This is a genomic window from Mycetocola zhujimingii (assembly GCF_003065425.1).
In the GTDB taxonomy this organism is placed as follows: domain Bacteria; phylum Actinomycetota; class Actinomycetes; order Actinomycetales; family Microbacteriaceae; genus Mycetocola_A; species Mycetocola_A zhujimingii.
The window spans coordinates 2,800,985-2,823,898 of the sequence record NZ_CP026949.1 but is presented as its reverse complement, the minus strand read 5'-3'; the positions used below and the strand labels follow the sequence as shown (position 1 = coordinate 2,823,898).

The window sequence follows — 22,914 nt, the reverse complement described above, 5'->3', positions numbered from 1 at the left end:
TGTGTCCCGAGTAATCCGCTTAGCCGGTCCAGCCGCCCTTGTCGCCGCGGCATTCGTGACGCTGATCGTGGCCCTGGCCTTCGGTGGCGGAGCGAACGCACGCCCCATCGGTGACCCGGGTGCGGTTGTCCGGTTCGGACTGCCGATCGCGAAGATGCTCGTGAACCTTGGCGCTGCACTGACCCTCGGGCCGATCCTGCTCGCCCTGTTCGCCCTGTCCGCGAAGAAGGACGAGTACCACCGGGCCCTCGACATCGCGGCTGCCGGAGCAGCGTTGTACACGGTTGCCGCCGGAATGACCGGATTCTTCACCTTCCTCAACGTCACGGGGACGGCGCTCAGCTTCGACGACCAGTTCGGGTCGAAGCTCGGCATGTTCTTCACCGATGTGGAACTCGGTCAGGCCTGGCTCGTCACCACCCTGATTGCTGCGACGCTCACGGTGCTGTGCTTCGCCGTGCGCGGCCAGACCCTCATGGTGTTCGTCGGGATTCTCGCGGTCGTCTCGCTCGTGCCGATGGCGCAGCAGGGCCACGCCGCCGGCAGCGCCGGTCACGAGGCCGCCGTCAACGCGCTCGGACTGCACCTGGTGTTCGCCGCCGTCTGGCTGGGCGGGCTGGTCACGATCGTGCTGCTGCGCAACGCCCTGAGCGGCGACAGGATCATCCCCGTGATGAAGCGGTACTCGACAATCGCTCTCGTCTCCTTCATCGTGGTGGCCGTCTCCGGTTACGCGAGCGCGGCACTCCGCGTCGGCACCTGGGACCAGTTGTTCACCCCGTACGGCGTTCTCGTGCTCGCGAAGGTCGGGGCACTCATCGTGCTCGGGGTATTCGGCGCACTGCAGCGGTCATGGCTGATCGGCAGGATGGCAGCGGCGGCCAATACGGTCGGACGATACTTCTGGATACTCGTGTCTGTCGAGCTGGCGTTCATGGGTATTGCGTCGGGGCTCGCGGCTGCCCTCGCCCGGACCGCCACTCCGGTTCCTGAGGAACTCGGCGGAACGCCGACGGCGGCCGAGCTTCTCACCGGCGAGCCCCTCCCGGCAGAGCTCACGGCCGAGCGGTACTTCACCGTGTGGAATATCGATCTCATCTGGCTGCTCATCTGCGCCTTCGGGATCTTCTTCTACCTCGCCGGCGTCGTGCGGCTGCGCCGCCGCGGTGACCGGTGGCCGGTGCTGCGCGCCGTCTCCTGGGTGCTTGGCCTTCTCGTGCTGTTCTACCTCACCAACGGCGGCGTCGCCGCTTACCAGGACTACCTGTTCAGCGTGCACATGCTTGGCCACATGGGCCTCACCATGCTCGTGCCCGTTTTGCTGGTGCCCGGTGCTCCCATCACCCTGGCGATGCGCGCCATCAACAAGCGCACCGACGGTTCCCGGGGTCCCCGGGAGTGGATCCTGCTCGCGGTTCACTCCAAATACGCAGGATTCCTCACGAATCCCATCGTTGCGGCCGCGTTGTTCGTCGGTTCGCTCTGGGTGTTCTACTACTCACCGCTGTTCCGGTGGGCGACCGTCGATCACATTGGCCACGAGTGGATGATCGTCCACTTCCTGCTCACCGGGTACCTGTTCGTGCAATCGATCATCGGTATCGATCCCGTTCCCGTTCGGCTGAGCTACCCGATGCGATTGCTGGTACTTCTCGCCACGATGGCTGCCCACGCGTTCTTCGGACTCTCGATCATGTCCAATGTCGGCCTGTTCCTGCCCGACTGGTTCGGTGCAATGGGCCGCACCTGGGGTGACCCTCCGCTGATCGACCAGCAGAACGGTGGAGGCATAGCCTGGAGCATCGGCGAACTCCCAACGATCGCCCTGGCGATCACCGTCGCGATTCAGTGGAGCCGCAGCGACGCCAAGGACGCGAAGCGCCTCGACCGGAACGCCGACCGCACAGGTGACGCCGAACTCAACGAGTACAACGAGCGACTCGCGCGGCTGGCGAAGGCCGATGAGGGTGACGAGGGTGCGGCCACCGCGGGGCCCGATGCCGACCAGGTGGGCGCGAGAGGCGCGGAGAGGTCCGACGCGGTCTCCGGCCAGGGAAGGCCGGGCGCGTCCGCGTAGCGACCCCTTGTCACTCCCACGTGCCGCGCGCGCGAGCGCATCAGTTCCGGTCGAGCGCATCGGTTGCGCGGGGTGTTCTCGACCGGAAGTGATGCTCTCGGCCGAAGGGGCAGCGCGGGTGCGGTCCTAGGAGACCGGCTCGCCGGTGACGAGCGCCTGCATGGAGCCGTCGGACAGCAGGTAGATCTGCCCGTCCATCGTGAAGTCGACGTCGTCCTTGTAGTTGGTGATCGAGCCGTCGAACAGGGACTGGACGTCGACATCGATCTGCGCGGTGCCCGTTGTCGACGGAATGAGCCACGATTCGGCACCCGCCTCGAGCGTGATCTCGGGGTAGTCATCCATCGACCAGGTGGGCTCACCATCGACGCGGTCGTCGATCAGGATGCCGAACGGGCAGCCGGTCGGCTGCAGAACCACCTGTTCGGCACACGTGTCGAGGGCGGCGTCGACAGCCTCCTGTGCCTTCTCGACGAACTCCTCGGTCGGTCCAGCGGTGACAGCCGCTTCGTGCATGTCCGACGGGACATCGACGAGTACTTTCTCCTGCTCGGATTCGAGCAGATCGGTCGACGTCTCGAAGGTGTAATGCCCGGGCGTGAACACCTGCAGGTTGACGATGTTGTCGAACGCCGGCTTCTGTTCGGCGGGCGCGACCGCGCGAGTATCGACGTCGAACCCGTTGACGGTGAACGCCGTGGCGTGCTCGACAGAGAGGTTCACCACAGCGACAGGGCTCACCTCGAACTTCCAGGTGGGAATGAGCGGGAACCGGGTGCCGTTCGGAGCGACGGTGAACGTCGACTCCCCGTAAACGCCGTCGGCTTCGTAGGAGAACGTGACCTCGTGGACGCCGTCGCCGACCTCCTCGTCTGCGATCTCGGTGATCTCTTCGATGGAGCCAAGCGTTGCATTCCGCAGCAGCGCACCCGAAGCGCCTTCCGGCAGACCGGCGGCCTTGAGATCGGTCTTGCTGATCTCGACACCGGGCATTGCCAGCGCCGCAGCGGCATCCTTTTCAGCGAGTTCCGACAGGTAGGTACCCACGAAGGCCCCCGGGCCGTATACGTCACGGTTGAGTGCGCCGATTGCCGCAAACGCCGAGACCACGAGCAGCACTCCGACGACGAGCCAGGTCACGAGCAGCTTTGACTTCTCGCTCATTTTCGTCCGCTGGGGCGTTTCGGGCCCGGCCGGGGGCACGGCCTGCTGCGGATTGGGGTCGTGCGGGGCTTGGACCTGGCTCACCCCGCTATCCTATGCGGAAGGGGCACGTGCACGGGCGAGGGGCCGGGGCGGCGGATGCCGGTGTGGCGAGGCCCGCTCCAACGGCTGCGCGACGCCGCATACCATTGAGGTGCAGACGTAAGAAGTGAAGGCATCCGTGACCCAGACCAAACCGACGATCGAGCTGTCTCCCGAGCAGCAGTTCGTGTTCGACCTCATCGAGGGAACCCGCGAGCACATTTTCGTCACCGGGCGGGCAGGAACCGGTAAGTCCACCCTGCTCAACCACCTGGCGTGGCGAACAGAGAAGCAGATCGTCATCTGTGCGCCGACCGGGGTGGCCGCGCTCAATGTGGGCGGGCAGACCATCCACTCGCTCTTCCGGCTTCCGATCGGACTTATTGCCGATCACGACATCGACCAGAACGACGCGCTCAAGAAGCTGCTCAACACCATAGACACGCTCGTGATCGACGAGGTGTCCATGGTGAATGCCGACTTGATGGATGCCATCGACCGGAGCCTCCGGCAGGCGCGGCAGCGGAGGCACGAACCGTTCGGCGGCGTGCAGCTCGTGCTGTTCGGTGACCCGTACCAGCTGGCACCGGTGCCAGGGCAGGGCGATGAGCGCAATTACATCGCCGACACCTACCGGTCGTTCTGGTTCTTCGACGCGAAGGTCTGGCAGGAGTCGCCGCTCAAGGTCATCGAGCTCACCGAAATCCACCGGCAGGCTGACGCTGACTTCAAGCACATGCTCAACGCAGTGCGGTTCGGTCAGGTGACCGCGGAAATCGCCGGCATCCTCAACAGCACAGGGGCGAGGACGCCACCGGATGACGGAACGATCACTCTCGCCACCCGAAATGACATCGTCAACCGGATCAACGCGGCGGCGCTCGCCAAGCTGCCAGGCCGCGCCCTCAAGGCAGAGGCCGAGGTCAGCGGTGATTTCGGCAAGGCGTCGTACCCCGCTGACGAGTCGCTCGAACTCAAGGTCGGTGCGCAGGTCATGTTCCTGCGCAATGACACCGGTGGCGGAGGCGAGGGCCAGCGCTGGGTCAACGGAACAATCGGCACAGTGACGAAGATCGACGTCAACGTGTTCGTCGAGGTCGACGGCGACGTCTTCGAGGTCGAACCCGTCGTCTGGGAGAAGTACCGGTACAGCTACCTCGCGGCGACGAAGAAGCTCAAAAAGGAAATCGTCGCCGAGTTCACGCAGTTCCCGCTGCGGCTGGCGTGGGCCGTTACGATCCACAAGTCCCAGGGCAAGACCTACAACAGCGCGATCGTAGATCTCGGTGACCGGGCATTCAGCCCGGGCCAGACCTACGTCGCGCTGAGCAGGCTGACGTCACTCGACGGGCTGTACCTGACCAGGCCCCTGCGGCCGCGCGACATCATCGTCGACAAGGATGTCGAACGATTCATGCGCGGCATCGAGCGCTGAGCGTCAGGCGCCCTTCTTCAGCATCGCCTCACGGACCTCGCGTCGCATCACCTTGCCGATGAGGGAACGGGGCAGGTCGTCGACGACCGTGATGCGCTTCGGCACCTTGTACGCGGTGAGCCCGTGACGGCAGAAGTCGCGAAGCCCGATCTCATCGAAGACCGCGCCGGGCTTGAGCACGACCGCAGCAGCGACCTGCTCGCCGCCGGAGGGGAGCGGTAGTCCGACGACGGCGGCTTCCCTGACGTCGGGGTGGCTGATGAGTGTGGCCTCGACCTCTGAGGGCGAAACGTTGAACCCTCCGGTGACGATGAGCTCCTTCACCCGGTCGACGACGGTGATGAAACCATCGTCAGACACCTCGACGATGTCGCCCGTGCGCAGCCAGTTGTCCGAGTCGAGAACGGCAGCGGTGTCCGTCGGCCGGTTCCAGTACCCGGAGAAGACCTGTGGCCCGCGGAGGAGGAGTTCGCCGGCCTCGCCGGGTTCACGGTCGACCGACGGGTTCTCCGGGTCGACGACGCGGATCTCCGTGCTCGGGAATGGCACGCCGACGGTGCCGGGCCGCCGTGTGGGGCCGATCGGGTTGCCGACAGCGACAGGTGACGTCTCGGTCATGCCGTAACCCTCGACGAGCAGGCCTCCCGTCGACTCCTCCCACCGTTCGACGATGGACACCGGCAAGCTCATGGCGCCCGAGATCGAGTACCTGATCCCGGACAGGTCGATCTTGCGGCGCTCTGCTTCCCGCTCGAGTGCGTCGTAGATCGGTGGGACGGCGGGGAGGAAGGTGGCCGGATGCTTCGCGAAAGCAGAGAGGACCAGGTCGACGTCGAACTTCGGGAAGAGCACAAGGCGTGCACCCATGCTCATGGCGAAGGTCAGGCAGAGGGTCATGCCGTAGGCGTGGAAGAGGGGGAGGACGCCGTAGAACACCTCTGCTCCCTCGCGGAGTCCCGGCACCCATGCGCGACCCTGTTCGGCGTTCGAGCGAAGGTTGAAGTGACTGAGCTGGGCACCCTTCGGGGTTCCCGTGGTTCCACTTGTGTACTGGAGCAGTGCAAGGTCGTGCACATCCGGTCGCGGGTGGCGCTTCCGCAAGGTGCCCTGGGAGACCAGTTGTGACCAGGTGGTGGCGCCGCGGGTGACGGTTCCGCTCGTGAGCGCGGACCTGGAGGTGCGAGCCTTCTTGACGGGGAGGCGGAGGGCGAGCCTCGTCGACAACGGCATCGACTTGGTGATGTCAACGGACACGATTGCGTCGAGGGGAAGGTCTGCGGGGAACCCGGCAACGGTGTCGGTGACTTTGTCCCACGCGATCACGACGCGGGCGCCGTGGTCTTCGAACTGGTGGCGGAGTTCCCGCGCCGTATAGAGCGGGTTGTGCTCGACGACGACCGCGCCGAGGCGGAGCGCTGCGTAGAAGGCGACAACGTGCTCCGGGCAGTTGGGAAGCACGAGGGCGACCCTGTCGCCCTTTTTCACGCCGAGCCGTCGAAGGCCCTCAGCCGCTCGCCCGATCTCGGTGCCGAGTTCGCCGTATGTCATGCTCTTGCCGAAGAATTCGAGCGCGGGCTTCGACCGGAATCGCCGGACGGCATCCTCGATCATGTCGACGAGTGACCCCGTCGGCAGGGTGATTTCGTGCGGCACACCCGGCGCATACGCGTCAAGCCACGGCTTGTTTTCAAACGGATTCACACTTCTCCTCGGGTTGGAACTTACGCATCCTGGAACGGAAACGATCTCTAGGCCACGCTCGCTGCCTTTGCACGCGAGAGGTCGAGAAAGAGATCTGTGTTGAATTGGTACGCAACGCGAACTTCGTCGATCACGCGCGACCGCTCGTCTTCGTCCCACGGCACAGCATCCAGCTGTTCGCGGTAGGTGTCTTTGAAGCGCCTGGGTTCGGCGATGTCGCCGAAGAGGTAGAAGCCGACCCCGTTGGTTTCGAAGCCGAACTGGCGCTGCATAAGGGTACGGATCACCTGACCGCCGGAGAGGTCGCCGAGGTAACGGGTGTAGTGGTGCGCGACGAATCCGCCGGCCCAGACCGCGGCAACCTCACGGATGCGGTCGACGTACGCCACCGTCGTTCCCAGAGGGCTGATCTGGTCGCGCCATTCGTCGCCGATGAGAAACCGCAGGTCTTCCTCGATCGCCGGGAGCCGTGTCAGCTTGTCGGAGATGAACGGGAGCGCCACAGGGTCGTTCTTCATGCGTTCGGTTGCGGCCTCGAGGGCTTCGTAGATGAAGTAGTGCTGGACCACGAGGGCTACGTAGTCACTGACCGTGCCCTTGCCGCTCATCAGGTCGCCCATGAAGTCCGCGCCTTCGCTCTCGGAGTGACTCGTGCGAGTGCGCTCGCGAAGCTCCTGTGAGAAGGGAATGACTGACATGGGGACTCCGTCGTCGGCGGTTGCGGTTGCGGTCAGGGTGGAGAACGCCGCGGTCAGCCATATTCTATCGAAACAGTCCGGGCAGAACGCTGAGTTCAGCGGGCGACTGGCAATCACGGCGCAAGGATGTTATGGGGCTGGCAGCGCTGTCCACGGCCAGCGGATGCCGGGTGGCGGTGACTCAGTGGTCGCGCGCGGAGACCCCGAGTCTGGCGCACGCTGCCTCGTACAGGACGACGACCTCCCGGCGGATCTCGGCGCGTTCCGTGACCGGAGTCGACCACGGAATCTGAACCTCCCGCTCCTCACCGCCGACCCACACGAGCCAGGTTCCGCCGTCTCCGTCGAGGCCCACCATTCTCGCCGCTGAAGCGTCAGGGCTGACGAACGCCCTCGCGATGAGGAGGTTGTCGTCGGCATGATCGCTGTTCATATGCCGGAGGACCGCGTCGACGACGGTCGAGTCGAAATTGTGAGCTGCCATGACCTCATCACAGCCGACGTCCGCGTGGAAAGTCAATTTGGATACCACGCGGCGGACGGCAAACGCGAGGGCTGGTCCGGGCGCATGAGAACTCCCTATGCTCGGGCATGACCCGAAAGGCGGAACACGCAGTGATCCTTGGTTTCCACGCATCCCACGAACAAATCCACCCCCGCCGTTTGCTCGACTCGGTGATCCGAGCGGAAGAGGTGGGGTTCGACGCCGCGATGTGTTCGGACCACTTCGCACCGTGGGGCAAGGACCAGGGGCATTCCGGTTTTGCGTGGTCCTGGCTCGGGGCCGCGCTGCAGGCCACCAGCTTCAAGCTCGGCGTCGTCAACGCTCCCGGTCAGCGATACCACCCGGCGATCATCGCCCAGGCCGCGGCGACCCTCGAGGCCATGTATCCCGGTCGGTTCTGGGCAGCGCTCGGCTCGGGCGAGAACGTCAACGAGCACATCACCGGAGATGGCTGGCCACGCAAGAGCCTCCGAAACGAACGTCTGCGCGAGAGCGTCGATGTCATGCGACAGTTGCTCGCCGGCAACGAGGTCAGTCACGACGGCTTGATCACCGTGGATCGCGCTCGCCTGTGGACGTTGCCCGACTCACCGCCACCGCTGCTCGGCGCGGCCACAAGCCCGGAAACCGCAGCTTTCGTCGCGCCATGGTCGGACGGCCTCGCCACGGTCCTGCAGGAGCCGGACGCCCTTCGCCGGATCATCGACGCGTACCGTGGCGCCGGCGGTCGTGGGCCCGTCGTGCTGCAGGTGCACCTGAGCTATGCGGACACCGATGACGAAGCGCTCGCCATCGCCCACGAGCAGTGGAAGACCAATGTCTTCTCCGCACCGGTCAGCTGGGACCTCGACACGCCCGAGGCCTTCGACGAGGCAGCTCGCCACGTCAGGCCCGAGGATGTGCGGGGGAGTGTTCTGGTCTCATCGGATGCCGCGTGGCACGCGGCGCGGATCGCCGAGTTCGTTGACCTCGGTTTCGACGAGATCTACCTGCACCACGTCGGAACCGAGCAGGACCAGTTCCTCGACGTCTTTGGTGACCGCGTGCTCGGGCAGTTCGCATGAACGACATGAAGAAGACCGACACCGCCGATCTCTGGTGGAAGAACGCCGTCGTCTACTGCCTGGATGTCGAGACGTTCCTTGACTGGAACAACGACGGCGTCGGAGACTTCGCCGGGCTTGCTCAGCGCATCGACTACCTGGCCGAGTTGGGCGTGACGTGTTTGTGGCTGATGCCCTTCTATCCAACGCCCGACCGCGATGACGGTTACGACATCACCGATTTTTACGGGGTCGACTCGAGGCTTGGCCATCACGGCGACCTCGTCGAGGTTCTACGCATGGCGAAGGACAGGGGGATGAGGGTGATCGCCGATCTCGTCGTCAATCACACGTCCGACCAGCATCCGTGGTTCAAGGCGTCCCGTTCGAGCGTCACCTCGCCGTACCGCGACTTCTATGTCTGGCGGAAGGACCTTCCCACGAACCAGCCGGAGACCGTGTTTCCCGGTCAGGAATCCGGAGTGTGGGAGCTGGACGAGAAGACGGGCGAGTACTACCTGCACAGGTTTTACCGTCACCAGCCCGACCTCAATGTCGAGAATCCCGCGGTGCGCGAAGAGATCGCGAAGATCATGGGGTTCTGGCTCGAGCTTGGACTCAGCGGGTTCCGCGTCGACGCCGTTCCTTTCTTCATCGAGGGTGATCCCGGCGCTGTTGCAGGAGATGAGTACGGAGACCCGCACGACTACCTCAAGTCGCTCAGGGCGTTCCTCGGCAGGCGGACGGGAGACGGCATCCTCCTCGGTGAGGTGAACCTCCCGCGTGAGGAGCAGCTCACGTATTTCGGAGGCGAAGCATTCGACGAACTCACCATGCAGTTCGATTTCGTCGCCATGCAGAAGTTCTATCTCTCGCTCGCGCGGGAAGACGCGGCACCGCTCGCCGAAGCGCTGGCGAGCCGCCCGCGGCTCGGGCAACCCGCGCAGTGGGCGAACTTCCTGCGGAACCACGACGAACTGACCCTCGACCAGCTCAGCGACGCCGAGCGTGACGAGGTCTTCACCGCGTTCGCCCCTGACGAGGACATGCGCGTGTTCGGTCGGGGCATCATCCGTCGGCTGCCGACGATGCTCAGCGGTGACCCGCGACGCATTCGGATGGCGTACAGCCTCCTCTTTTCGATGCCAGGCACGCCCGTGCTGTTTTACGGTGAAGAGATCGGTATGGGCGAGAACCGCGACATCAGTGGTCGTGAGGCGGTTCGCTCGCCGATGCAGTGGACGCCCGAGCCGAACGGTGGTTTCTCGAACGCGAAGCCGCGGCGGCTGACAGCGCCAGTGGTCGACGACGGCTATGCGCCGCGGTTCGTCAACGTAGCTGAGCAACGCCACGAGCCGGGTTCTTTGCTGAGTTTCATCAGGACGCTCATCAGGACCTACCGCAACTCCTCAGAGATCGGCTGGGGTGACTTTGAGGTGCTCGATCAGCCGAACAGGGCGGTACTGGCGCATGTCGTGAGCGCGTCGGAGGGCCGCATGGTCGCACTGCACAACTTCGGCCCGGATCCGGTGAGCCTCGAGCTCACCATTCCCGATACGGCGGCAGGTACCCGGCTTGTCGACCTGCTCACCACCGGTGAGGTCACGCTCTCCGATGACGGTGCCGGCCGGTTCGAACTGGGAGGCTACGGCTACCGGTGGCTTCGGGTGATCGAGCCCGGGAGCAGGCGCCTGTACTGACGGCACCTGCACTGACGGCGGCTGCACTGGCGAAATCCGGCCACGCAGTGTCTTGATCGCATAACGGATTCGTCGCACCTGTCTTTGGCCTCTCGGAGACGTGATCGGCCGTGGTTATGATCGCCCCTCGTTGAGCCATCGGGGGATGGATGAGAACTACGGGATCCAGAGGCGCTCGCTTCATCGCGTTTGCAGCCGCCATGAGCGTCGTTGCGGCGCTAGTGGGTTGCGCTTCCGGGCCGATGCAAACGCCGATCGACCTGCCGGAACAGATCGCGGGGGATCTTCCACCCGCGACGGTTCAGCAGCTCGACGCGGCGCTCGCCGATTCAATGGCGCTCGCTGCGGCATCCGGTGCTGTCGTCGGAGTGTGGGCACCGTGGTCGGGACGCTGGACCAAGGCGGCGGGAACGGTGACACCGGGCGGAGCGCCGATGACGCGGGACATGCACTTTCGCGTCGGCGGGAATACCAAGCCGATGACGTGCGATGTTCTGTTTGCCCTCGTCGATGCCGGGCGGTTGTCGCTCGACGACGACGTCGCGGATTATCTCCCCGGTGTCGTCGGGGCGGACGGCAGAACCCTCGGGCAACTCTGTCGGAGTACCTCCGGCTTCGGGGACTACCCGGTGCAGCTGAAGCAGATGTTCGCGAGCAACCCGCAGCGGCTCTGGACGCCTCTCGAGCTGGTGTCGCACGGTGTCTCCTACCCCGCCGTCGCCACACCGGGAACGACCTACTCACCGTCGGAACCGAACTACGTGCTTCTCGGACTCGCGCTCGAGGCGGCGACGCAGTCCAACATGGCCGCTCTCTACAACGATTACGTCTTTGAGCCGCTCGGTATGGCCAAGACCGGATACCCCGGCCCACACGACCTGACCCTCCCTGAACCGTTCGCGAGCGGTTGGGAAGGGCGCAGGCAACCGGATGGGTCCTTCGTGTGCGACGCGCCCTATGACGAGTCGAAGCTGTCGAACTCGATGGTCTTCGCCGCCGGCGGTGTCGTGTCGACAGTGGGTGACCTGAAACGGTACGTGCAGGCTCTCGCGGTCGGTTCGCTCCGCGGCCCGGACACGAAGGATGCAGCGTGGGAGACGATGCCGATGACGGGAGCCCCGTCCTGGCAGTCATTCGGCCCGGGTGCGCTGCAGGTTGGACCGATGCGGGGCCAGTCTGGTTACATGCCCGGTCATATTTCCGCGATGCTCGCCGATCCGGAATCGGGCTTGACCGTTGTCGTGATGCTCAACAACTCGAGCGCGGGCGAACAGTTCGCTCAAACGCTCGCGATGAAGCTCGCAGCGATTGCGTCGAAAGCCGCTCCGTCCGGCACAGGGGCTCAGCCCGAGATCGGGCTGCCCTGGTCGGAGGAGCAGATGTCGGCCCAACTTGCCGCGAGCGGCGTGTGCTGAGGCATCCACCGAAGATGGCCGGAACCCGCCGAGAAGCGGCGGCTTCTCTCTCCCGCTCAGCGAGGGTCTCGGCCTAGGGTGGGGTCATGGCTATCGTTCCTGACACCAAGAACTGGACCTGGGTGCTCGAGCGCCCGTGCCCCGAGTGCGGTCTCGATACGAGCTCAGTACGGCTCGCCGATGTGCCGGGCATTCTTCGCGAGAACACAGCGGCATGGCCCGCGGTGCTGCGCGATGACCTGGTGCGGGTTCGTCCCGATGACAGCACCTGGTCACCGCTCGAGTATGCGGCCCACGTCAGGGATGTGTTCCGGATCTTTGCCTCGCGCCTCGCGGCGATGCTTTCCGACGACAATCCGCTGTTCGAGAACTGGGACCAGGATGCCACAGCCGTCGCCGAACGATACGCGGAACTCGATCCCGCTTTCGTGTCCGCTGAGCTCGTCTCAGCGGGGAATCAGCTGGCCGACGCTTTCGAGGCAGTTCCGCGTGACGCGGCATCCCGAACCGGCCGTCGCAGCGACGGTGCTGTGTTCAGCGTCGAGACGCTCGGACGTTACCTCGTCCACGATCCAATCCACCATCTGTGGGACGTGACCGCGCGACGCGCTGTCTGATCGCTCGCGGTTAGCCGTGAACGATGAGCACGGGACACGTCGCGTGTGCGACGCACGCCGTGCTCACTGACCCGACGAGCAGCCCGGTGAAGCCACCGTAGCCGCGGGAACCGAGGACGAGCATTTCGGCGTCGGCGCTGTGGCCGATGAGCGTGCGGGCGGGAGGGCCCTTGAGGACCGTTTGGGTGAACCCGTGGGGGCGATCCTCTCCAAATGCGGAGATGACCGCGTCACCGATAAGTTTCTCCACCTCTTTCTCCGGAGTCCAGCCTGACTCTGCCTGGTAAAAATCGTAGAGGGAGTGGGCCTGCTGCCATACGGCGACAGCCTCGAGTGGGGCATCGAGCGCCTCCCCGAGCCGCCGCGCATGACGGAGGGCCTTGATCGACAGCTCTGAGCCGTCGATCCCCACCACTATCGGGCGGGTTCGGGTTGCAGTGGGGTCGGCCGATGGTGTTGATTCGCTGTCGCTCATGCCGTCAGTATTCTCCGTTCGACCGTGAAGCGTTAGGGCCGATCGTCCGGAAATCGTCAGGGTCGCTCGGCGGACCCGCTGGAAATCCCGACGAGCCTCTCGCTCTTCTCCCACAGCTCGGCGGCAAGCGCCGCGTCGTATGCGAGCGGATTCGCCTTGGCGATCTGGCGCTTGGCGTAGTACGCACCGGAGACCCAATCGACACCCGGGATCGACTGCGCGAGCCAGACCAGGGTGTCTGCTCCCTGTTCGGGAGAAATCAGCAGGAACCGGAAAACGCTGCGGTAAATGTGGCGCATTGCGGTCGTCGATCCGGTGGCGAAGCTCGTTGCGACGACACCGGGGTGAAAGGCCGCTGTCGAGATTCCCGAATCAGAGAAACGCCTGTGCAGTTCGGTGGTGAACAGGATGTTTGCGAGTTTCGCGTTCCCATACGCGCGGTTCTCCGAGTATCCGTGGTCCATGTTGAGGTCGTTGATGTCGAACTTCGCAAATCGCGTGTTCGCGATGCTCGAGGTGTTGATGATGCGCCCCCTGCTCTCGATCAGGCGGTCCATCAGCAGGTGGGTGAGGAGGAAGGGTGCGAGGTGGTTGACCTGGAAAGTCGTCTCGTTTCCGTCGACGGTCAGTTGCCGCGGCCCGAAGATCCCGCCAGCGTTGTTGGCAAGAACGTCGATCCGTTCGTAGTTGTCGCGGAGGGCAGCGGCCAGCTTCCTGACGTCGTCGAGTTGCGAGAAATCTGCGGTGAAGGATGCCACTTTCAGCTCGTTGGCAACGGCCTTCGTCTTCTCCGGCGACCGGCCGACGACGATGACGGTGTCGCCCGCCTCGTGCAGCCGGCGGGCGGCCTCAGCGCCGATGCCATCGCTCGCTCCGGTGATGACGACTGTTCGTGCGGTCATGCTGCCTCGATTCCTGGTGGGCGGTGCCCGGCGTTCCGGCCGGCTCTCGTGCCGGTGTGCTTGTCGAGCAGCCTATGCCGATCGGGCATCTCTCCCGGTGGGTTGACAGAAACCGTCCCTGCTCAACACATCAGTGCTCCCCGCAACCAATCAAAAGGCTGTAGCGGCGTACTTGGGACGCGGATAACCTGACCGGATGACCATGATGATGAGCGGGCGATGATGAGCGTGTTTCGTCGCGTGCGGGGAGGTGCGCGGTCGTGAGCGACCTGTCAGCGGCCGACCCCGCCCTGATCGGTCCGATCGGCCCGGCTCGGTTGCACGTCATGTGCTGGAACATCCGCAGGCCGTTTCCGCATATGGCGCGACGGCATCCTGACCGGTGGGAGGACCGGAAATGGCTCGCTGTCCGCCTGCTTGCCAGCGAGCAACCCTCGGTAATTGGGATGCAGGAGGTCATGCCGGACCAGTTGCACTTTCTGCGCGCAGCCTTTGGGCCGTTCTGGCAGTGGGTCGGGTACGGCAGGAACGCAGACCACGGCGGCGAACACATTCCCATTTTCTTTGACTCCGAGCGGCTGCGACTGCAGTCGTGGAAGCAGCTCGCCCTCTCGGACACCCCGGAGGTACCTGGCTCACGATCGTGGGGAAACCTGATCCCGCGCATTGCTGTTGTCGCAGATTTCGTCGACCTTGCCACCGGGCTGCCGATACGGATGATCAATACGCACTTCGATCACTACTCGCGCAAATCCCGTGAACGGTCGGCGCGCATGGTGAGCGAGCTGGCTTCACAAGCGCCCGCTGCCGCGATTGTCATGGGCGACATGAACACGACACCGCGGTCGCTGCCGTATCGCTACATGACGCGAGAGGGCGCACTCCAGGACAGCTGGGTTATCGCGGAGCACCGCCTCACGGAGGGATGGGCGACATATTCCGGATACCGCCCGCCACGGCGGGGAGGTAAACGCATCGACTGGATCCTCGTGAACGACGCTGTCGCGGTGGAGTCGGTTGCAATCAACGCGGTCCGTTATGCCGGCGCCGCGGCATCCGACCACGAACCTGTGCAGGCAGTCCTGCGGATGAGGAGAAGAAGCGAGAGTGCCCCACGCGACACTGTTTCATCATCGACTGGTTGAGAACTTCCTCCGCCCCGCTCGCACCACGGGAGAGCACGCCGCCGATTTCCTCCGCGTTGTCGGGCTGGTGAGCCTGGTCGTCGTTGCCTTCGGTTGGGGCTTTGTCGCCATGGCGGTGTTCGCGTTGTCCATGCTCGGCGTAGTTCTGCCGCGGTTCCTCGGTGCGCGAGCAACCCTCGATCTCGCTGTCTGCATCGCCGTTCTCGTGGCGGCGTGGAGTGCTGTGCTCCAGCTCTACCAGGCGATTTCGTGGTGGGACATCGTTGTCCACTGCACCCTCAACGGTCTGATCGCGGCGCTCGCCTGGGTACTCTGCGCGCAGCTCGGGGTTTCACTCGTCGATGCGGAGTCACGGTATCGGTTTGTGCTCACTGTCAGCCTGACAACGGCTTTCGGGCTTGCGCTCGGGGCGGTGTGGGAGATGTGGGAGTGGTTTGGGCATAACTTCCTCGACGAATCCATCTACGTGTCATACACCGACACCATTGGGGATATCGCCGCCGGTGGTGTCGGTTCGCTGATCGCTGGGTGTTCAATGCGCTTCCTCGCGGGGGCGAATCGAGGCGAGTAGCGGCATCCGATTACCTTGTCTCTTTCCGATACGCCACTCTCGAACGAAAGGTGCACCGCGAGAGGGTTCGCGAGACAATTGACCGGTGTCCATATTCCGTCGTCGCCGCCCCAAACGTGTGAGTGTCGGCACCTATAAGCCCCCACCCGAGGAGCCGATCGCACCCATCAGCAGGGTTGTCGACGAAGGCGTACTCATCACGGCGTCGTCGGTGCGGATGGCCATCAAGAACAAGCTGATTGTCGGAGCGCTCCGCGATGACCGCAAGTTCGACGCAGAGTCGCTCGGTGAAGCTGCCCGCCAGGAATTTCTCGCGGCCGCAGAGGAGAATGCGTCGACCGCGGAACGGCTGGACAGGCTGGGGCATCACGCCTATTCGGTGGGAGACGCAGACCTGGCGGACCCATTCATCGATGAAGATGACTTTGATGAAGAGCACAGGAGGCGGCCCCAGGTGCATCGCGCGCTCGCCGATGCACTGAGGGCCGAGGCCGATAATCCTGACCGGATTCGCGAGGTCGTGGAACACGCGCGAGACGACGCGTGGGAGGAGATCGGCCGGGAGTTGCGGTCGAGGCTGCGGAACACGGGGTACGTTCGCGACAACGATCCGAAATACGAGAAGTTGCGGGCGAAACGGATCAGTGACTTCAAGAAGGACGTTTTGGCTGACCTGCAGATTGCGGGCGACTGAGCCGAGTGCTCGTGGAGGGCGCGGCCAGCGCCGATGTCAATGGTTGGGTGTGTAGTTAAGTCATGAATATCCTGGTCAGCCACACGATCCGCCGCCGTTCTGGCGCGGCGTCCGGATGCCTGCAGCGGCCCGGGCGCGGTGCCATCGGTGCGGCAGGTCAGTGTCAGTGGTTGGGTGTGTACTGAAGTCATGAACATCCCGGTCAACCACACGATCCGCCACCGTTCTGGTGCGGTGTTCGGATGCCTGCAGCGGCCCGGGCGGGGCGCCGTCGTTGCTGTAGGCCAATGTCAGTGGTTGGGTGTGTACTGAAGTCATGAACATCCCGGTCAGCAGTCCGATCCGCCACCGTTCTGGTGGAGTGAACTCGGGTGTGGCCGTGCCTTCTGTCTTTGGCTCGGATGGCCTGACTGGTGGGGGTGTGCGGGTGTCATGAGCTTCGCGGTGAGCGACTTTCCGCCGGCATCGGTGCCGGAGGGTGAGAGTGCGCTCACCGGGTTGCTCACGCACCTGGGCCAGGTGGTCAGTGTTCTCGATCTGGATCACCTCGATCGGTTGACCGGCGAACAACTGCTGACGCAGCTGGGCCAGGTCGCGGGGGTGGTGCGCGCCGGCGAAGCGGTCCTTGCGGCGTTCAGTGCCGAGGTTGCTGACCGGTCTGATCCTGCCCGCGGCAACGACGGGTTGGCCGTGAAGCACAACTACCAGCGCCCGTCACACCTGATCGAGGTGATCACCGGGGTGTCCTCCGCTGCCGCATCACGGTTGATCCGGGTAGGGCAGCGCACCTGCCGCCGCCAGACCGATGCCGGGTTCCCGCTTCCGCCGTTGTTCCCGGTGGTCGGGGAAGCATTCCGGCAGGGCCTGATCGGGGTAGAGACCGCCGAAGTCATCACCCGGGAACTGTCCCTCGCCGCACCACGCGCAGAAGTGGAGCACCTGACGATTGCGGAACGCACTTTGGTCAGTGAGGCGGTCGGTGCGGGCTGGCGCGACGGGTTGCCCATGTCGGCCGATTTGGTGGGTATTCAGGCTCGGCAGTGGCGGGACCGGTTGGACGAAGACGGGATTGAACCCAACACCGACAAAGCGTTCCAGAAACGCGATTTCTGGATCGCTCGTGCGGCGAAGGATGGGTTGGTGAAGTTCGGTGGCCAGGTCACCGTTGATGTGGGAGCGAAACTCCATGCCTTGTTGGATGCGGTGCTGAACCCCAAGACCGCGGACCGATACGACCCGATGGTCACTGATGCGGGCGCGGGCACTGCTGATGGAACGGGCGGCGGGGCTGGCGGAACCGGGGTTGGCGACACGGGTGCCTTCGGATCCGCCGCGTCGCCAACCGTGGCCAGCACCAACCCAGACACCGATAACCCGGCCCAAGGCCCCGGCGGGAACCCTGGCGAGGAGAGCGAGGAGCCAATCCGGGCCCGACGGACCGCTGGGCAGCAACGCGCTGACGTGTTCGCGTCGATGATCGACGCCCTCGCCCGCTCCGCCGACGCACCCAGTGTCACCGGGGCAGCGCCCACGGTCGTGGTCACCGTGAACGCGGAGGTCATCGACTCGAAGTCCGGTACCGGCCAGATCGTTGGAGTGAACGCTCCGGTCGCGGCATCAACGATCACCCAAATTCTCTGTGACGCGAGCATCATCCCGGTGTTCATCGACCCCGACGGCACCGTCGTCGCCCTCGGCAATGACCAGCGCGGGTTCAACCGGTCGCAGCGGATGGGGATGATCGCCCGTGACGGTCCGACCTGTGGGATGCCGGACTGTCAGATCCCGGCGACCGGCTGCGAAGCGCACCACGTCGTTCCCCACGCGGAGGGTGGGCCTACCCATATCGACAATGGTGTGTTGTTCTGCTGGTTCCACCACCGCATGGTCGACACCGGAGTGTTCACGGTCACGATGGTTAACGGTAAACCGAAGGTCACCATCGCCGAGTGGATCCGCCGCAAACCATACTTCCAGTGACCGGCGCCGAACTTCCGGTTCCAGGTAACACGAGACCCGGCACGTGCGCGCGAACGCCCTGCCGAGTGCCGGACTTCGAAAAAGTGCCGGGTACAGGGATGGTACGGATGCATCGGACGGCTTCGGCTCCAGACAGCACAGCACCCGGTACGTGCGCATGAACGCTCGTGCCGGGTGCCGGGTGCCGGGTGCCGGGTGCCGGGTGCTGGGTGCCGGGTTCCGGGTTCCGGGTGCCGGGTGCCGGGTGCCGGGATGGTGCCCCGCTCAGAAATCTCTAGACGATCGCTGCACGCAGCGCGGCCGCAGCTGCTCCGACGTCGGGGGCTCCGTAGATCGCTCCGCCAGCAACGGCAACCTGCGCACCGGATGCCTGAACCGAAGCAATCGTCGTGACATTGACCCCGCCCGCGACGGAGAACGGTGTCCCAGACGCTTCTCCATCACGCAGAAGCGTGTCGAACGTGAAGCCTTCTTCAGCCTGCTCGTCGAGTCCCGCGTGCATCTCCACGAACTCGGCGCCGAGTGCAATGACCTCGCGTGCACGGGCAGGCTTGTCCGCCACACCGATAAGGTCGACGACGATGCCCTTGCCGTGCTTCTGCGCGGCCTTCACAGCTCCGGCGATCGTGCTGTCACCGGCAACACCGAGCACCGTGACGAGGTCGGCTCCGGCCGTGAACGCGATGTCAGCTTCGAGCTCACCGGCATCCATCGTCTTGAGGTCCGCGAAAACGACCTTGTCCGGGTGCGCCGCCTTCACCGCGGTGATCGCGGGGAGACCGGCGCTCTTGATGAGGGGAGTACCAAGTTCGAGGATGTCGACGTGCGGCGCGGCAGCTGCGGCGAGTTCAAGGGCGGCCTCGGTGGTCAGGGTGTCCATAGCGAACTGAAGCTTCATAGTGTGTTCCTTCTTTTGGTGATGTGATCGCGTGCAAGTGCAGGGATCGGTCATTCAAGATTTGCGTGGCGTGGCCAGAGATCGTCTGCGCTCTGACCGGAGCGAAGCCAGAGGGTGTGAAACAGGGCGTCTCCCACAACCATGACGGTCTGCTCGAACAGGCTTCCGGCGTACTGGCCCGAGACTGAACCGGAACGGTCGAGCTTGCCCGCCGCCGGCACAACCATGACCACCGTGGCGAGAGCAGCCAGCGGAGAATCAGCGGCCGTGGTGATGGCGACCACGGATGCACCGGCGTTCGCGGCAGCATCCGCCCCGCGAATTATCGCCGGCGTTGTTCCCGAACCGCTCGCCGTCACGAGGACATCGCCCGGGCCGATCGCCGGAGCTGTTACTTCGCCGACGACATGGACGCTGAGGCCGAGGTGCATCAGGCGCATCGCGGTCATGTGCAACGCCAGTCCCGATCGCCCCGCTCCCAGTACGAAAACCCGACGGGCGCCGTGTAGCGCCTTCGCAATAGCCGCGAGATCGTCGGTGCCGAGTTCGGCAATCGCATCTGCCGTTGCGGTGAGTTCCCGCATGATCGTGGCGAGGGATGCCGTCACCTCGGTGTTCGGGATCGTCGCCGTCTCGGAATTCGTCATTGATCCATCGTGTCCAGACGGCGGCTCCGTGGCCCCCGCCCGCCCGTGCAGGCGGCCTACCCATCGGGGGAGGTACAGGTTCTCTGGGTAGGTTGAACCGGTGACAATCGACAGCGATCAGCCAACCCCTGTACCCCGAAGGCTCCAGCTCGAGCACGCGCAGGCTGTAGCCGAACAGGCCGACCGGCACGCCGTGACCCTTGAGTCGATCCTTGCGGTTCTCCGCTCAGCGCGCCTGGATGACCGCGCGAGCCGAACGACGGCGATCGACCTGGCATCCTCATCGCTGATCGAGTTGCGCAGCACCACCGACCAGCAGCGCGGCACCATGCTCGAACCCGTGGACGGCGCGTTCGCCCGGCTTCGATCCGACCTGCGCCCGCTTGCCCGGTTCGGCGGGCTCGACGTGCAGTTCGTCGAACCACCCACCGGGGGTCGTGCGCTGCCCGGAGAGGTTGCCCACGCGGCGCGGGCGATCGTACGAAGCGCGGTGCTTGCCCTCGTGGATCAGGAAGACGCCAAACGTGTGCGCATCCAATGGGATTGTGACGGCCTCAACCTGCTGATCGACATCCGGGATGACGGCGAGGGCAGGATCAGCGCCCACGACGACTCGCTGCGCCCCATCGCGGAACGGGTCTCCGCACTCGACGGCGGCCTCGACGTGTCATCGACAACGGGCTGGGGGACGACGCTCGCGATCCGACTCCCACTTGACCCGCCCGCCGAGACGGAACCGCTCGAGGATTCCGCCGACTTCAGCCCGCGCGAACGGGACGTGCTTCGACTGGTGGCATCGGGTGCGCGCAACCGTGCGATCGCTGCTCAGCTGGGCATCACCGACAACACAGTGAAGTTCCACGTATCGAACCTGCTCCGCAAAGCCGGGGTCCGCACGCGCGGTGAGTTGACGGCGATCGCCGCCGCGTCAACGCGGCCGCGTCAGTAGCCTGCCGTCGATCGCGCGGATCAGCGGAAGGCCGGAGTACCCCATCGCAGACCCCAGGGGTGTGGGCCGGCAAAGAACCAGACGAGCGCTGCGATAAGCGGAGAGACGAGAAACCCGATGATCCAGAGGTTTCGCTCGCCGCGCGAAAGGTCGCGGGTCCGAACGACCTGCACGACGCCGTAAGCGAGAGCGGCCAGATATGCCGCGCCCGCGAGACCAGCGACCAGCCAGGCAAGAACGATGTCAGCATTCATGGTTTTCTCCTTCGGCTGGTGGCTCTCAAGCTAGGGCCACGGGCGGTCCTGGTCAACCCTGATGCCCGATGGACGGGACGCAGTGGCCCAGTGGGTCGCTCCAGAGAGACGCGCCCGGACCTCCCTGCCGACCGATGTCAAGGTCCTGCCGCGAGTTGTGTTGTGAACCTACGGTAGGAGACCCTCGCGGGCAAGTCGCAGCGGTTTCGCTGATGAAGAAGTGGAGAAGTGAGTGCCGGTACCCCGGAATGTTGAAGCGAAGCCGGTGCTGGAAATTCTCGCCATCAGCGACCACGAGTGGAGGGTGTGCGATGGGCGGTTCCGTCAGAGCGACGCCAGACGGATGCTGGGCTACATCGGCAGAACGGCGAACGTTTACGAACTGGTGCGTCTGCAACAGGGACCTGGCTGGGAGCGCTTCGACACGCTACAGGCCGCGCTTGATGCGCTCGTGGAGCCTTCCGGGCAACCCGCGCCGTGAGGCCGGGCCGGATAGTATCGAGGTGGTGCGCCGGGAAGTCTGGTCGGCAAGATCGATCAACGACCCAATTTCAAGGAGTTTCCATGGCAACCGTGCCGCCAGACCGTCCCAACGTATTGTCGCGGGGCAGCTACGCCGAAGCGAGCAGAATCGCGACCATCCTCCGCAAGGAAACTGTCGGCGGAATGCTCCTGGTCGCCGCGGCGCTTATCGCCCTGATCTGGGCGAACTCTCCCGCCTCTGACGGTTACTTTGCCCTGCGCGACTTCAAGATCGGTTACGAGCCCTGGCACCTCGAACTGAGTCTCGGGGCCTGGGCATCCGACGGGCTGCTCGCCGTGTTCTTCTTTCTCGTCGGCCTCGAGCTGAAGCGGGAACTGGTTGCGGGTGATCTGCGTGACTTCCGCAAGGCCGTCATTCCGGTGGCGGCTGCCGTCGGTGGCGTTGTTGTTCCCGCGCTCATCTACGTCGCTATCAACTGGGGAAACGACGCCACAATCGGTGGATGGGCGATCCCCACCGCGACAGACATCGCCTTCGCTGTGGCCGTCCTTGCTATCGTCGGCTCCCACCTGCCAAGTGCGCTGCGGATCTTCCTCCTGACCCTCGCCGTCGTCGACGACCTGATCGCCATCCTGATCATTGCCGTGTTCTACACGACGGACATCAACGTGGTGGCTCTGGGTCTCACGCTGATTCCGCTTGCCCTGTACACCTTCCTCGCGCAGAAGTACCGGCGATTCTTCGGGCTGAAGCCTGCGGCGGCATGGTTCATCCTGCTGCCCATCGGCGTCGTCACGTGGGCGCTGCTCCACGCATCCGGGATTCACGCAACGATCGCGGGTGTCCTGCTTGGCTTCGCGATCCCGGTGATCAGGAGCAAGGCCAGCGGCGGACCGGAAGCCGGGCCCGGCCTGTCCGAGATCTTCGAGCACCGGTTCCGGCCGATCTCCGCCGGGTTCGCCGTGCCCGTTTTCGCCTTCTTCTCCGCTGGTGTTGCGATTGGTGGCGTTGACGGCTTCACGTCGGCCCTGATGGACCCGGTAACGATAGGCATCATCATTGCCCTCGTCGCCGGAAAGCCCATCGGAATCCTGGGAACAACGTGGCTGGTCTCGAAATTCACCCGGGCGAGGCTCGACCCATCGTTCCGGTGGGTGGACCTGTTCGGTGTCGGCCTGCTCGCCGGGATCGGTTTCACCGTGTCGCTTCTCATCGCCGAGCTGAGTTTCGGATTCGGCAGCCTCGAAAACGACCACGCAAAAGTTGCGATTTTGACGGCATCCGTTCTGGCCGCGCTGCTCGCCACTGTTGTGCTGCGCATTCGGAACCGCAGGTACAAGCAAATCGAAGCCGAGGAGCGCGTGGACGCGGACAACGACGGGACGCCCGACGTGTACCAGGGCGGCGGACACTGAGCCTCGGCTCAAGATACCGACGCAGGGGGGGGTGTTGCGCCGAGTCCGCGCAGGTCTAGCCTCT

22 protein-coding genes are annotated in these 22,914 nt (G+C 64.6%); 13 read left to right on the top strand and 9 right to left on the bottom strand.

Annotated features, from left to right (window positions below):
• The first annotated feature begins 1 nt into the window (after nucleotide 1).
• Complete coding sequence (locus C3E77_RS13475) at nucleotides 2-2,077, top strand: bifunctional copper resistance protein CopD/cytochrome c oxidase assembly protein (RefSeq protein WP_108392264.1); 2,076 nt, start codon at nucleotides 2-4, stop codon at nucleotides 2,075-2,077.
• Nucleotides 2,078-2,203: 126 nt separating this feature from the next.
• On the opposite strand, the gene C3E77_RS13470 is transcribed toward C3E77_RS13475, so the two are convergent.
• Complete coding sequence (locus C3E77_RS13470; RefSeq protein WP_108392262.1) at nucleotides 2,204-3,241, bottom strand: hypothetical protein; 1,038 nt, start codon at nucleotides 3,239-3,241, stop codon at nucleotides 2,204-2,206.
• 220 nt (nucleotides 3,242-3,461) lie between these two features.
• On the opposite strand from C3E77_RS13470, the gene C3E77_RS13465 reads away from it, so the two are divergent.
• Nucleotides 3,462-4,757 carry an ATP-dependent DNA helicase gene (locus C3E77_RS13465; RefSeq protein WP_108393380.1) on the top strand — a complete coding sequence of 432 codons (1,296 nt, stop codon included), beginning with the start codon at nucleotides 3,462-3,464 and terminating at the stop codon, nucleotides 4,755-4,757.
• Nucleotides 4,758-4,760: 3 nt separating this feature from the next.
• On the opposite strand, the gene C3E77_RS13460 is transcribed toward C3E77_RS13465, so the two are convergent.
• The 3 genes from C3E77_RS13460 to C3E77_RS13450 all read right to left on the bottom strand — a co-directional run bounded on the left by C3E77_RS13460 (nucleotide 4,761) and on the right by C3E77_RS13450 (nucleotide 7,640).
• The gene (locus C3E77_RS13460; RefSeq protein ID WP_108392260.1) at nucleotides 4,761-6,458 is read right to left on the bottom strand and encodes a long-chain-fatty-acid--CoA ligase; all 1,698 of its coding nucleotides are present in this window, start codon (nucleotides 6,456-6,458) and stop codon (nucleotides 4,761-4,763) included.
• Between the two features lie 47 nt (nucleotides 6,459-6,505).
• On the bottom strand, nucleotides 6,506-7,156 hold the full coding sequence (locus C3E77_RS13455; RefSeq protein WP_108392258.1) for a biliverdin-producing heme oxygenase: 651 nt from the start codon (nucleotides 7,154-7,156) through the stop codon (nucleotides 6,506-6,508).
• A gap of 181 nt (nucleotides 7,157-7,337) precedes the next feature.
• A complete protein-coding gene (locus C3E77_RS13450; RefSeq protein ID WP_108392256.1) occupies nucleotides 7,338-7,640 on the bottom strand; it encodes a DUF2470 domain-containing protein in 303 nt (100 codons plus the stop codon).
• Between the two features lie 107 nt (nucleotides 7,641-7,747).
• Between C3E77_RS13450 and C3E77_RS13445 the strand changes: the two genes are divergently transcribed.
• From C3E77_RS13445 to C3E77_RS13430, 4 genes are all read left to right on the top strand, one after another.
• The gene (locus C3E77_RS13445) at nucleotides 7,748-8,725 is read left to right on the top strand and encodes a TIGR03885 family FMN-dependent LLM class oxidoreductase (protein ID WP_108392254.1); all 978 of its coding nucleotides are present in this window, start codon (nucleotides 7,748-7,750) and stop codon (nucleotides 8,723-8,725) included.
• Nucleotides 8,726-8,730: 5 nt separating this feature from the next.
• Nucleotides 8,731-10,404, top strand: coding sequence for an alpha-amylase family protein (locus C3E77_RS13440; RefSeq protein WP_108393378.1), 1,674 nt, complete (start codon nucleotides 8,731-8,733; stop codon nucleotides 10,402-10,404).
• 242 nt (nucleotides 10,405-10,646) lie between these two features.
• A complete protein-coding gene (locus C3E77_RS13435) occupies nucleotides 10,647-11,819 on the top strand; it encodes a serine hydrolase domain-containing protein (RefSeq protein WP_158270316.1) in 1,173 nt (390 codons plus the stop codon).
• An 86-nt stretch (nucleotides 11,820-11,905) separates the two neighbouring features.
• Nucleotides 11,906-12,436 carry a DinB family protein gene (locus C3E77_RS13430; RefSeq protein WP_108392250.1) on the top strand — a complete coding sequence of 177 codons (531 nt, stop codon included), beginning with the start codon at nucleotides 11,906-11,908 and terminating at the stop codon, nucleotides 12,434-12,436.
• A gap of 10 nt (nucleotides 12,437-12,446) precedes the next feature.
• Here C3E77_RS13430 and C3E77_RS13425 read toward each other — a convergent pair whose 3' ends face one another.
• Both C3E77_RS13425 and C3E77_RS13420 read right to left on the bottom strand, forming a co-directional pair.
• Nucleotides 12,447-12,911 carry a universal stress protein gene (locus tag C3E77_RS13425; protein WP_108392248.1) on the bottom strand — a complete coding sequence of 155 codons (465 nt, stop codon included), beginning with the start codon at nucleotides 12,909-12,911 and terminating at the stop codon, nucleotides 12,447-12,449.
• Between the two features lie 56 nt (nucleotides 12,912-12,967).
• The gene (locus C3E77_RS13420; protein WP_108392246.1) at nucleotides 12,968-13,813 is read right to left on the bottom strand and encodes an SDR family oxidoreductase; all 846 of its coding nucleotides are present in this window, start codon (nucleotides 13,811-13,813) and stop codon (nucleotides 12,968-12,970) included.
• Nucleotides 13,814-14,073: 260 nt separating this feature from the next.
• On the opposite strand from C3E77_RS13420, the gene C3E77_RS13415 reads away from it, so the two are divergent.
• The 4 genes from C3E77_RS13415 (at nucleotide 14,074) to C3E77_RS13400 (ending at nucleotide 18,203) form a co-directional block, all read left to right on the top strand.
• Nucleotides 14,074-14,958 carry an endonuclease/exonuclease/phosphatase family protein gene (locus C3E77_RS13415; RefSeq protein ID WP_232529033.1) on the top strand — a complete coding sequence of 295 codons (885 nt, stop codon included), beginning with the start codon at nucleotides 14,074-14,076 and terminating at the stop codon, nucleotides 14,956-14,958.
• Complete coding sequence (locus C3E77_RS13410) at nucleotides 14,921-15,529, top strand: DUF2238 domain-containing protein (RefSeq protein WP_108392244.1); 609 nt, start codon at nucleotides 14,921-14,923, stop codon at nucleotides 15,527-15,529. Before C3E77_RS13415 ends, C3E77_RS13410 begins: the two co-directional genes overlap by 38 nt.
• A gap of 85 nt (nucleotides 15,530-15,614) precedes the next feature.
• Nucleotides 15,615-16,223: a hypothetical protein gene (locus C3E77_RS13405; protein ID WP_146188134.1), complete on the top strand. Its 609-nt coding sequence runs from the start codon at nucleotides 15,615-15,617 to the stop codon at nucleotides 16,221-16,223.
• Nucleotides 16,224-16,667: 444 nt separating this feature from the next.
• Complete coding sequence (locus C3E77_RS13400) at nucleotides 16,668-18,203, top strand: HNH endonuclease signature motif containing protein (protein ID WP_162925015.1); 1,536 nt, start codon at nucleotides 16,668-16,670, stop codon at nucleotides 18,201-18,203.
• A gap of 274 nt (nucleotides 18,204-18,477) precedes the next feature.
• On the opposite strand, the gene hxlA is transcribed toward C3E77_RS13400, so the two are convergent.
• Nucleotides 18,478-19,101, bottom strand: coding sequence for a 3-hexulose-6-phosphate synthase (gene hxlA / locus C3E77_RS13395; protein WP_108392238.1), 624 nt, complete (start codon nucleotides 19,099-19,101; stop codon nucleotides 18,478-18,480).
• Between the two features lie 50 nt (nucleotides 19,102-19,151).
• On the bottom strand, nucleotides 19,152-19,748 hold the full coding sequence (gene hxlB, locus C3E77_RS13390) for a 6-phospho-3-hexuloisomerase (RefSeq protein WP_108392236.1): 597 nt from the start codon (nucleotides 19,746-19,748) through the stop codon (nucleotides 19,152-19,154).
• Between the two features lie 100 nt (nucleotides 19,749-19,848).
• Between hxlB and C3E77_RS13385 the strand changes: the two genes are divergently transcribed.
• The gene (locus C3E77_RS13385) at nucleotides 19,849-20,697 is read left to right on the top strand and encodes a LuxR C-terminal-related transcriptional regulator (protein WP_108392234.1); all 849 of its coding nucleotides are present in this window, start codon (nucleotides 19,849-19,851) and stop codon (nucleotides 20,695-20,697) included.
• A 20-nt stretch (nucleotides 20,698-20,717) separates the two neighbouring features.
• Here the strand turns inward: C3E77_RS13385 and C3E77_RS13380 are convergent, their stop codons facing one another.
• Nucleotides 20,718-20,951 carry a PLDc N-terminal domain-containing protein gene (locus C3E77_RS13380; protein WP_108392232.1) on the bottom strand — a complete coding sequence of 78 codons (234 nt, stop codon included), beginning with the start codon at nucleotides 20,949-20,951 and terminating at the stop codon, nucleotides 20,718-20,720.
• A 232-nt stretch (nucleotides 20,952-21,183) separates the two neighbouring features.
• Between C3E77_RS13380 and C3E77_RS13375 the strand changes: the two genes are divergently transcribed.
• Together C3E77_RS13375 and nhaA are read left to right on the top strand one after the other, a co-directional pair.
• Nucleotides 21,184-21,432: a hypothetical protein gene (locus C3E77_RS13375; RefSeq protein WP_162925014.1), complete on the top strand. Its 249-nt coding sequence runs from the start codon at nucleotides 21,184-21,186 to the stop codon at nucleotides 21,430-21,432.
• A gap of 83 nt (nucleotides 21,433-21,515) precedes the next feature.
• Complete coding sequence (gene nhaA / locus C3E77_RS13370) at nucleotides 21,516-22,850, top strand: Na+/H+ antiporter NhaA (RefSeq protein WP_108392228.1); 1,335 nt, start codon at nucleotides 21,516-21,518, stop codon at nucleotides 22,848-22,850.
• The last annotated feature ends 64 nt before the right edge of the window (nucleotides 22,851-22,914 follow it).